Annotated in this window: 1 protein-coding gene; it reads right to left on the bottom strand. The window is 37.9% G+C overall.

Annotated elements, in window-relative coordinates; genetic code table 11:
- Window positions 1-515: AAA family ATPase (locus NZ519_14165; protein MCS7029897.1), on the bottom strand; the 515-nt coding region annotated here is incomplete at both ends.

The following is a 515-nucleotide window of genomic DNA, read 5'->3' as shown; positions in this document are numbered from 1 at the left end:
ATACTTCTCATTAAACTTACTAAAATCCCGATTGGAAAGTGTCTGTAAAACCTTTTCCAGCAAAACAAAAAAATCTTGATACACCCCATCCTTTGCCATTTTTATCACGGCTTGGTCTATTGCTTCACTTTGGCTTTGTAGTTCAGGAATTCGGTTTAGGATATCGGCGTAATACTGCCAATATAGTTCTTCAATCACTTTGTTAGGAATTTTGAAATGCACTCTACCTGTAATTTCATCCACGCCCCCAATGGTCAAGTTGCCCAAGTAAGCTAAAAAGTTGATAAAGTCGGCTTGGGTAAAACCTTTTTCAAAGTTAAATATCGGAATGAGTTCGGCATCAATGTAGCCATTTTGTAGCACTTTTTCTAATACTTCTTGGTTCTTTTGCAGATTGACCACTTCAAACATTTGTTTGAGTTTGCCATAGTCAGGGGCAATGTTGGGGTCTAACAATCGTTGAGGGGGCACTTGTTGGTACTTAAAGTTGTCTAAATAGTATAAAACCATATCCG

Source organism: Bacteroidia bacterium (assembly GCA_025056095.1).
GTDB lineage: Bacteria > Bacteroidota > Bacteroidia > JANWVE01 > JANWVE01 > JANWVE01.
This window is presented reverse-complemented; position numbering and strand designations above follow the sequence as displayed.